This window comes from Ruegeria sp. AD11(2025) (assembly GCF_056542405.1).
The window spans coordinates 1-10,659 of record NZ_JBQFZU010000055.1; the positions used below are offsets into that span (position 1 = coordinate 1).

Sequence of the window (10,659 nt, forward strand, 5' to 3'; positions counted from 1 at the left end):
GGACAGCGGCAACGGCGTCAAGGAAGGTGTCATCGAAGCGATGAAATTCTTCACAAACGTCAAAACATACTCCCTGCCATGGCCAGGCTGACACTCCTACCCTTTCCGTTCTCGGCAGGGGTCTCAAAATTTCTCCCTGGAACTTGCGGACCTTTCTGGGTCCGCATCTTTTCCAAAGCGACAGCGAGGAGCGGAAATGCCACAGATTGTCCACACCGAAGGGGAATCAAATACTTCGGAAGCCCGCAAAGCATGGCTGAAGATGTCCATTGGGCCCAAATCATCGCCTTTGCTGAAGCGTGACGCGGATGTTTTTCTGCATCAATCCTTGTCCAGCCCCTGCGTCAGCACGATTGCCCAGGCAGAAGGCATCTGGATCGAGGACCTCGATGGCCGCCGATACATGGATTTCCATGGCAATTCGGTGCATCACATCGGTTATGGTCATCCTCGATTGGTGCAGGCGATCAAGGATCAGCTGGACCACCTGCCCTTTGCCCCACGCCGCTTCACCAATGACCCGGCGGTGGAACTGGCCGAAAAGCTGGTTGCCATCACCCCCGGTGATCTGGGCAAGGTGTTGTTCACCACCGGCGGCTCGGACGCCAATGAAGTGGCCCTGAAAATCGCCCGTGCCGCAACAGGCAGGTTCAAAACGCTCAGCTTCTGGGACGCATTCCATGGCGCAGGTTTTGGCGCGGCAAGCATTGGTGGAGAAGCCACGTTCCGCAGCCACATCGCAGGTCCACTATTGCCGGGAACTGAGCACGTGGCCCCATTCCACCCTACCCGTTGCCCCTATGGGCACACAACGCTTGAGGCCAGCGCCGAGGCCTGTGCCAACATGATCGACTATGTATTGGAACGCGAAGGCGACATCTGCGCCGTGGTGGCCGAAGCGATGCGTGCCGTCCCCATAGTGCCGCCTCCGGGTTTCTGGAAACGAGTGCGCGAAATCTGCGACCGCCATGGCGCGTTGCTGATCCTGGACGAGATTCCGACCGGGCTGGGCAAGACCGGGCAGTTGTTCTCGTTCGAGCATGACGAGATCGTTCCCGACATTGTCACCATCGGAAAATCATTGGGCGGAGGTATCCTGCCCATCGCCGCCTGCATTGCACGCAAGAACCTGGATGTGTGCGGGGATTTTGCCATCGGGCATTACACTCACGAAAAGAACCCCGTTACCGCCCGCGCCGCCTTGACCACGCTGCAGATCATCGAGGATGAGGGATTGGTCGAACGCGCAGCAAAGTTGGGCAAACACGCAATGACCCGCCTTATTGACGCACTGCAGAATGTTCCCATCGTCGGAGATATCCGGGGCCGTGGCCTTATGTTCGGTATCGAGATCGTCGAAGACCGCACCACGAAGGCGCCGGGAAACGCCCGCGCGGAACGGATCTATTATGCCTGTCTTGAGGCGGGGCTGAGCTACAAGATCAGCCAGGGATGCGTACTGACCCTGTCGCCGCCGCTGATAATTTCCCAAGCGGAGTTGGACCGGGCGATCGACATCGTTGTTGCTGCAATCGAAGACGAGATTTGACCCGCTGAGCCACATCCGCCGCGCATTGTAGGATTAAACGAAAAAGCGGCAGCCATACGGATCAGTGCCTAAATGAAAGCAGCACTAAAGAATCGACTGGAACGCCCGCGCGCGATGCCGTGTCAGAAGAAACACTATTTACAGGGTCTCGAATGAAAACTGCGATGACCTGAGCCGAGTTTGCAGTCGGAGTGAAGTATGGCAATTGTCACCTTTCTGATCAGTCTGGCCGGGGCAACCATGCTACTGCTTTTTGCGGTGCGCATGGTGCGTACCGGGATCGAACGCAGCTATGGCGCGTCCTTCCAGCGGGTGATGACGCAGCAACGCAGTTACTTGCAAGCTTCGCTGGTGGGCGTGGTGATGGCAATGGTGCTGCAAAGCTCGGCTGCGGTAGCCCTGTTAAGCTCGGGATTTGCTGCAAGCGGAATGCTTAGCTTTCCGGTTGGGCTGGCCATTGTGCTGGGTGGCGATCTGGGCTCGGCTCTAGTCATTCAGATCCTTTCGTTCAAACTGGACTGGCTTGTTCCGTTGCTGCTCGCCGTCGGCGGCTATCTGTTCGTCAAGACCGAAGCCAAGAAAGCCCGACAGCTGGGGCGTATCCTGATGGGTGTGGCCTTTATCCTGATCTCACTTAGGTTCCTGCGAGAGGCGATGGATCCTATCCGCGATAGCGCGTTTCTGCCTGCCGTGGCCGATTATCTGGCCCGGGACTATGTCACCGCCTTCCTCGTCGGCGGAGCATTGGCATTTGTGATGCACTCGTCAGTAGCGGCCATTCTTATGTGCGTGACGCTTGTACAGATTGGCGCGATCCCGTTTGCCGCGGGCATGTCGCTAGTTTTTGGCGCGAATTTCGGTTCGGCTTTCATTCCGATCTGGTTGACACGTGGGATGCCTGCGACGGCCAGGCGGATACCCTATGCCAATCTCGCGCTGCGGGGCAGCTGGGCTTTGATTACCCTGTTTGCTGCAAACCTGACCCTACGCACCGGGTTTTTGGGCAACCCGCAAGGGGGCCAGATGCTCGTCAACACCCATCTTGCCTTCAATCTGTCGCTTCTGGTTCTGGCTCTTCCGTTTTGTGCCCGTTTGCAGAAACTGTTAGAAACGCTCTTGCCAAATCAGAAGAAAGAACCGCGTGCTCAACCCACAAGACCGGTTAGTGCGTTGGACATGGAAAGTACCGCGATTCCCAGCCAGGCCATACCAAGCCTCAAACGAGAACTGCTGCGGATGAGCGATCTTGTCGAGACCATGTTCCGCCCCGTCCTTGAACTGTACCGCAGCGGAGACAAAGAACAGATCCGGTCTGTTCGGGCCATTGACGAAGACGTAAACCAGTGCCTGTCAGGTATTCGGACATTCGTTGCCGCAATGCCGGCGGAACTTTATGAAAAACAGGATGCAAAAACCGCGCGCGATCTTATGGAACTTGCGATCCGGCTTGAAACGGCGGGTGACGTTGTGGCAAAGCGCCTAACCGTGTTGGCAAGTGAACTACGTGCCAAGGGCTCGAGTTTCTCGCAGGAAGGCTGGTCGGAACTGGTTCAGATGCACGAGGGTATTCTGGCTAATATGAAGCTGGCATCGAACGTACTTATCTCAGACGATCTGGAAAGCGCGCGGCTTCTCAGCTTAGAGAAAACCGAAATAAAGCGGGTGGAGCGCGAGAGCCGGAAACGACATCTACGCCGGTTGCAACACGGGACAACGGAAAGCTTTGAGACCAGCGATATTCATCTGGAAACGTTACGAGCGTTTCGTGAATTCAACAGTCACATCGCGTCTGTTGCGTACCCAGTTCTGTACCGGAATGGCCAATTGCTTGAGACACGATTGATAAAGGAAATAGCTGATTAGCGCGGTAGCGTGTTTGCCATAATCGGTCCTCCGTTTCCTAAACATAGTGGTGGACCAGTTCAGTTGGATAGGCTCAGGTGACACCTAGCGTAATGTTGAATAATCGCGACAGTTGACCGTCCCCGACAAGCCAAGTTTTTTCCGACCTGTTGGTTGTTCAAACTCGAAAACTGGTCAACACTTACTAACTTGCATCTTGCCGTGCGAACCAAAAAGAAATGCCACCAACGCCCGGAAAGAGCTCTTCGCCAACATTCTCAAATAAATGGGAACGATGGCGAATGAGATACCTGTTGCACGGCAGTCGCTACTTGCAACGATGAGAGGGCGGCCTCACGGAAGCTTGAGTTCATTCTTACGGAGGAAGCGTCGCATCTGCCTGTGAAGAAAACACTAACCATCCTCGGCATAGTGGCATTGACCAGATCAGCTGCCGGATTGGAAAAAATCTCTCTTTTCAAGCAGCTATCCGAAAACAGTGTAGCAAAGCATGCTCCATTGAACTTTGGCAAACGTTTCGCCTATTTCGGGCGCCTTGGCATAGCATTACCACCCTTAGCGGCGGCCGCGCGAGCACGGTTTTTCTTGCTGCTTGGCTTACCTTTGGGTGGCGGCGGGCCTTTCGGGCGGCGGCTCGGTTTTTTGCCAGGGCCGCTGAGGCTGTCGCGTTTGGGCTTGGGTTCAGCTTTCACCTTGTCAGAAGTCTTGGGTTCCGTCTTTTTTTGCGCCCTCGCAGGCTTCTGTTTGGTAAGGCGAGGCGGTTTTTGCCCGGTTTTCTCCGGACCTCTTTTGCCTTTTGCGCCCCGTTTGGGGCCTGTCTTGGCAGGGTTTGAAAAATCGGGTGCGGCATCCAGCTTCACGATGTCTTTTGTGCCCTCGAGCTTCATCTCGGGCCCGATCGCGTCCAACAACCCGGGAACGCTGCTTTCGCGAATTTCGACATAGGTCACATCGTCAGCAATACGGATCGCGCCGACATCAGATTTGGTAATGTTCCCCGCCTTGCAAATCATGGGGAGCAGATAACGCGGAGACGCATTGTCATTGCGCCCTTCCGACAGTGAGAACCAGACGCTCGGGCCAAAGGGCGCGTTTGGCTTTGGACTGGCGTCCTTGACGTCGCTCAACTCTTCTGGTGCGGAATGCTGCCGCTGGTATTGACGGACATAGGCCGCGGCGAGTTGTTCCGGCGAGAACCTTGCCACCAGCTCATCAATGGATGGGCGTTCGGTCTCAGTTATTTCCGTCAGCCAATCGTCCGAACCGAACATCCGCTGCAAGTCCTGCGCGTTGACCTCGTCGGCAGAAGGGGCAGCCCCCCATTCGGCCGTCAGTTTGGCGAATTTCAGCAGACGCTGAGCCTTTTTGAACGAAGCAGGGGGAACGATCAAAGCGCTGACCCCTTTGCGCCCGGCGCGCCCAGTTCGGCCCGAGCGGTGAAGAAGGGTTTCATGACTATTTGGCAGCTCGGCATGGACCACCAGATCCAGGTTCGGCAGGTCAATCCCGCGGGCGGCGACGTCGGTTGCCACACAGACGCGGGCACGCCCGTCACGCATGGCTTGCAGGGCGTTGGATCGTTCGCTTTGCGTCAACTCCCCGGACAGCGCCACGACAGAGAAACCGCGGTTCGACAGTCGGGCCGTCAGCCGGCTGACCATGGCGCGCGTGTTGCAAAACACGATGGCGTTTGGCGCCTCATAAAACCGCAACACGTTGATGATCGCGTTTTCACCATCACGAGGGGCCACGCTCATCGCGCGGTATTCGATATCAGCGTGCTGCGTCCGTTCACTGACAGTGCTGACCCGCTCGGCATCGCGTTGATACCCGGCGGCAAGGCTGACAATGGCGCGGGGAACCGTGGCTGAGAACAACAGCGTTTGGCGGTCGGTCGGCGTTTGCTCGAGAATGAACTCCAGATCCTCGCGGAACCCGAGATCGAGCATTTCGTCGGCCTCGTCCAGAACCACCGCACGCACAGCGGTCAGATCGATTGAGCCGCGCATGATATGATCGCGCAACCGCCCCGGCGTTGCGACAACGATATGCGCCCCCCGGGCCAGCGCCCGGCGTTCATCCCGCATGTCCATGCCGCCAACGCATGAGGCAATGAAAGCTTCCGCATCGAAGTAAAGCCATCCCAATTCGCGTTTGACCTGCATGGCAAGCTCTCGCGTCGGCGCGATGACCAGTGCCAAGGGCGCATCCGCGGTATCGAAGGCTTGCGCGTCGCCCAGAATGGTCGGCGCAATGGCCAGACCGAACCCGATGGTTTTCCCCGATCCGGTCTGCGCCGATACCAACATGTCCCGGCCCTGCAGCTCTGGCGCAGTCACGGCCTCTTGGACAGGGGTCAGTGTGTCATATCCTTTGCGCTTCAGCGCATCTGCGAGAGTCTGTTTCATGGCTCGGCTTTCTTGGGTGATGCTGTCACCCTCAGAGCGTCCAACACACGGATCATAATCGAAGCGCAGCTCTTACCGAGAGAACAACCGGATGTATAGGGTGGAAAATGCGTGTCCGCGGCGCTTTCGGGTTAGAAACCCACGCGATGTGGCCTGTGGCAATAAGAAGCCGGAGTAGTCGATTTGTACCCGGCAACTCTGCTAGCTGGCTGTTTTATCTATAAGATCGCAATTCATCCGATCTTGTTCTTCTGCAAATGTGGGGTAATCCCAAAATGGGCGCGGTACACCCGCGCGAAATGGCCAGGGTTTTCGAAGCCGCAGGCAAATGCAACTTCCGTAACCGAGGCTTCTGTTTGCAATAGCAGCTTACGCGCTCGGTCTAGTCGCATCTCCATAAAGTACTTTTTGGGGGACGCATTGAGGTACTTTCCAAACAAACGTTCCAGCTGACGCGTCGATATCCCAATTTCCGTCGCTATCTTAGACGGCGAAACCGGTGCCTCGATCGACTTTTCCATAATCTGGATCGCTTTGGCCAAATGGGCGTTTCGCATTCCATTTCGAGACTGGATCGAAACACGCTGTTCTGCCGTGGCATTGCGAACGGCGTTATAGACCATCTGGTCAGACACTGCGACGGACAGATCATGGCCGTGATCCTTCTCAATCAGATATAGCATCAGGTCCGCGGTGGCCGTGCCGCCGGATGCAGTTATGAATTTGCTATCGACGGTAAACACACTGCGTACAAGATTGACCTCAGGAAAGGCCTCCATGAAGCTGTCGTGGTACTCCCAGTGAATAGCCGCATCAGTGCCGTCCAGAAAGCCTGCCTCTGCCAGTAGCCAGGCTCCGGAACACAACGCTCCGATCCGAGTGCCCCCGGCACGCTCGCGTCTAAGTGCGGCCAGCAGTGAACGCGACGCATGTGCCTGCATGTTTATGCCTGACAAAACGAACAAACGATCACATTTTGGAATACTTGTTAATCCGCCATCCACAACCGTTTTAGTGCCGTTCGAACAGGTGACGAATTCCCCGTCTTCGGACAAGATCGACCATTTGTACAGCTCTTCACCCTGCACAAGGTTTGCTATGCGAAGAGGTTCAATCGCACAGGAAAACGCCAGGTGCGAAAACTCTTCGATGAGCAGAAAAACAAAGTGCTGTGGATTGGACATGGTGGTCATCGGTTCAAAAACAAACTGCGCGGAACGAACCGCGCAGTTTCAATAGCAGGGATATTCCCTGAGGTTAGTGCGCAGCGCCGCGGGCAGCCTTCAGCCAGCCGTCGTACGCAGCTTTGTTTGCCGCGATCCACTCATCAACATGGCGGTCGATGTCATCCGAGCTGTCTTCGCCGTCCGCGATCATCTTGTTCTGCGCCGAAATATCGTTGATGTCAATTTTGGCAACCTCGAACAGCTTCGCGGCTGCAGGGTTGGCCTCCAGGAAGTCATCGGTCGCCACGACACGGATGCTGTCGACGGCAAAACCTAGGTCCTTGCCATCAAAGGTGGTCTCGGCTGTCGCGCCATCTGGCAGTGAAGAATAAGGCACAGCCAGAAACTCGACGTTTTCGCCCGGGATCAGAACGCCCGACACCCAATATGGGGTCCAGGTATAATACAGCACGTTTTCGCCGCCTTCGTTGCGTGCAATCGTGTCGGCGATAATCGCGTTATACTCACCCTGGTTATGGTTAACCGTGTCTCGCAGCCCGAACTCGTCGAGTTGATGCTCGATCACGCGTTCACAACCCCAACCGGGAACACAGCCTGCCAGATCGGCCTTGCCGTCGCCGTCGGCATCGAACAGCGCAGCTTTTTCGGGGTCGGCCAGATCGCCAAGGTTTTGCACACCAGCGTCGTAGGCGGATTTATTGATCAGATAGCCCTGCAACGCGCCATCGATCAGGGTGCCAACCTTTTCAAGAACCTCATCGCCACCGGATTCCTTGAAAAACGTGTCATGCAGACCGTTCCAATGGACCGCGGTGAAATCCGCGTCGCCAGTTCCCAGAGCCAGGTGCAGCGTTTGCGCCTGAACCTCTTCCGGTTCCGCAACATCGTAGCCCAGATCAGTCAGAGCCTTGAACAGGATTCGGTGCTGGAATAGCTCTTCGGTGATCGGCTGAATGATCGGACGCACGGTGACGCCTTCGCCGGGCAGGTGACCGTCGGCAAAGGCAGCCGTGCTCAGGATGTTTGCGGCGGCAATAGCAGCCAACGTGGACTTGATGACCATTTTTAGGATCCTCACTGTTGATTAGTGCGTTTTCTGTGGTTCAGGTGTTTCTTCGGGTTGTGGTTTTTTGATCAGGCGCATGACTGCGCCGACGGGGCCGCCTTCATACCAATGGCGATGGCCGCGCTCGCGACCCGACTGGCCCATGCCTTGCGTGATCCGGTCCAGAACAATGGCCAGAATCACGATCCCAAGACCACCAACCAGAGCCTTGCCGGCATCCAGCCTGCCCATGGCCCGCAGCACTTCGTTGCCAAGTCCTTTGACCGAAATCATCGAAGCGATCACAACCATTGACAGCGACAGCATGATGGTCTGGTTCACCCCTGCCAAAATGGTCGGGGTGGCCAAGGGCAACTCGACCTTGAACAGAACTTGTCGCGGATTGGCGCCAAAAGCCCGGGCGGCTTCAACCACCGACGGGTTCACGCCCCGGATGCCCAACGAGGTCAGACGGATCAGGGGCGGCAAGGCAAAGATGATTGTCACCACCACGCCCGAGACATTGCCGATGCCGATCAACATGACCACCGGTACCAGATACACAAAGGCCGGGATGGTTTGCATGGTGTCCAGAATGGGGCGAATGGCCGCTTCGAAACGGTCGTTCTTTCCGGCAAGAATGCCCAACGGAAGACCGATGAAGAAACACAGGATTACCGCTGACACGACGATTGCCAGCGTGGTCATTGCCAGACCCCACGCATTGGGTGACAAAAAGCCCAGCACGGTCATCGCGGTCGCAACAAGAATGGCCGTGCGCCGCCCTGCCGCCTGCCATGCGATCAGCGTGATGATAATCAGCATGATCAGCGGCGGAACCGCGTTCAAAGCCGTGTCGATGCTGACAATCATTTCGTTGAAAACGTTTTTGATGGGCTGAATGATACCCCTGTTGGCGATGGCCCAACCTTTGACGCCATCCGCGCTTTCGGCGATACCAAGATCCACTGACGAGAAGGGATCGAGTATACTGAATTCTTTCTCTGCCATGATGCCCTCTCAGTGCTTCATTGTTGCCGGGTCGTCGACATCACCCTGAATGCCACGCAGCAGGGCGTTCTTGGTGACGATCCCAACCGCTTTGCCGTCCGCCTTGACCACAACCGGGTGTTGGGTCGAAATGGACAGGTTGACTAGGTCGTCAAGGGAATGGTCCGGATGGGCTTCGGGCCAAGCCTCGGGATCAACTGGTCCGCGCCGTTGTTCGAACGCTTCCACCGGCTCCATGATCTTGCCAGCGGAAATCAGTTCGAGCTTCGAGATGCCGGCCACAAAGTCGGCCACATAATCGTCGACGGGATTGGTGACGATATCCTCGGGCGTACCGACCTGTACAAGCGCACCATCTTTCATGATGGCAATGCGGTCCCCGATGCGGATCGCTTCGTCCAGATCGTGGGTGATGAACAGCGTGGTCTTCTTCATCTCCGCGGACAGGGACATGAACTTGTCCTGCAACTGACGGCGGATCAGAGGGTCGAGGGCCGAGAACGGCTCGTCCATCAGCAGGATCGAGGGGTCGGCTGCAATCGCCCGGGCCAGACCTACGCGCTGCTGCATCCCGCCAGAGAGTTCATCAGGGTATTTTTGATCCCAGCCATTCAAGTCCACCGCGTCAATCGCGCGCATCGCGTTTTCGCGACGCTCTTTCAGGTCGTGGCCACGAACTTCCTGACTGAAGGAAACATTGTCCAGCACGGTGCGATGAGGCATCAGCGCCATGTTCTGGAACACCATGCCGATCTTCTCGGCTCTCACTTCTCGCAGATCCCGCGCGGACAGCTTGTTGACGTCCTGTCCTTCAATGAACAATTGGCCCGATGTGGGTTCTATCAGCCGATTCACATGGCGAATCAGGGTCGATTTACCCGAGCCCGACAACCCCATGATGCAGAAGATTTCACCACGTCCGACGGTGAAACTCGCGTCCTGAACTCCGACGATGCAGTCAAAGCGATCGCGAACGTCCAGCTTTCCAAGCCCTTGTTCCTGAACGGATTTCATCGCCTCATCAGCGCGGCAACCAAAAATCTTCCACAAGTTGCGGCAATCGATCACGGCCTCTTCCGATTGTGTGGCCACCAGACTCTCCCCTTCAAGAACATTTCATGCATACAGCACAATTTTTTCTTGTACACAATGTGTATTTTGTTGTAGCACAATTTGCGCAATATGGTTGCTCAACTTGAATAACAGCGTCATCTTGACCTGACTGGTTCAGAAGCAACGATGGAGATTGGAATGAAGGATGCGTCCAAGCGCAAAAAGACGGAGCTTTTCGACTACCTGAAAACGGCCATCATGACGCTTGAGCTGCGCCCGGGCGCGGACTTGGACGAGTCGAAACTCTCAGAGGAGTTTGAGCTATCGCGCACACCATTACGCGAGGTTTTGCGTCAATTGGCGGGTCAGGGCTATGTCGATCTGCGAGAGAACCGGGGTGCGCGGGTCAGCGAGATGTCACATGTGACCTTACGGGATTTCTTTCTGGCGGCCCCGATGATGTATGGGGCTGTTTTGCAGTTGGCGGCGAAGAATGCGACGGGTGTGCAGGTTGGAGCGCTCAAGGCGGCGCAGGAGGCGTTC

At 56.3% G+C, this 10,659-nt stretch carries 8 protein-coding genes; 3 read left to right on the forward strand and 5 right to left on the reverse strand.

What is annotated here, in order from left to right:
- Positions 1–196: 196 nt before the first annotated feature.
- Both pbfA and ACR1XY_RS23550 read left to right on the forward strand, forming a co-directional pair.
- Complete coding sequence (gene pbfA, locus ACR1XY_RS23545; RefSeq protein ID WP_480597118.1) at positions 197–1,549, forward strand: (R)-1-hydroxy-2-aminoethylphosphonate ammonia-lyase; 1,353 nt, start codon at positions 197–199, stop codon at positions 1,547–1,549.
- Positions 1,550–1,747: 198 nt separating this feature from the next.
- Positions 1,748–3,412, forward strand: a complete 1,665-nt coding sequence (locus tag ACR1XY_RS23550; RefSeq protein WP_480597120.1) for a Na/Pi cotransporter family protein — start codon at positions 1,748–1,750, stop codon at positions 3,410–3,412.
- A gap of 521 nt (positions 3,413–3,933) precedes the next feature.
- Here the strand turns inward: ACR1XY_RS23550 and ACR1XY_RS23555 are convergent.
- From ACR1XY_RS23555 to ACR1XY_RS23575, 5 genes are all read right to left on the reverse strand, one after another.
- Entirely contained in the window at positions 3,934–5,820 is a 1,887-nt protein-coding gene (locus ACR1XY_RS23555; RefSeq protein WP_480597122.1) for a DEAD/DEAH box helicase, read from the reverse strand.
- Between the two features lie 233 nt (positions 5,821–6,053).
- A complete protein-coding gene (locus ACR1XY_RS23560) occupies positions 6,054–7,004 on the reverse strand; it encodes a GlxA family transcriptional regulator (RefSeq protein WP_480597125.1) in 951 nt (316 codons plus the stop codon).
- 73 nt (positions 7,005–7,077) lie between these two features.
- On the reverse strand, positions 7,078–8,070 hold the full coding sequence (gene proX, locus ACR1XY_RS23565) for a glycine betaine/L-proline ABC transporter substrate-binding protein ProX (RefSeq protein WP_480597127.1): 993 nt from the start codon (positions 8,068–8,070) through the stop codon (positions 7,078–7,080).
- A 21-nt stretch (positions 8,071–8,091) separates the two neighbouring features.
- Positions 8,092–9,063 carry an ABC transporter permease gene (locus ACR1XY_RS23570; RefSeq protein WP_480597129.1) on the reverse strand — a complete coding sequence of 324 codons (972 nt, stop codon included), beginning with the start codon at positions 9,061–9,063 and terminating at the stop codon, positions 8,092–8,094.
- 9 nt (positions 9,064–9,072) lie between these two features.
- On the reverse strand, positions 9,073–10,155 hold the full coding sequence (locus tag ACR1XY_RS23575; RefSeq protein WP_480597131.1) for a quaternary amine ABC transporter ATP-binding protein: 1,083 nt from the start codon (positions 10,153–10,155) through the stop codon (positions 9,073–9,075).
- A gap of 159 nt (positions 10,156–10,314) precedes the next feature.
- Between ACR1XY_RS23575 and ACR1XY_RS23580 the strand changes: the two genes are divergently transcribed.
- The coding region (locus tag ACR1XY_RS23580; RefSeq protein WP_480597133.1) for a GntR family transcriptional regulator at positions 10,315–10,659 on the forward strand (345 nt) is incomplete at its 3' end.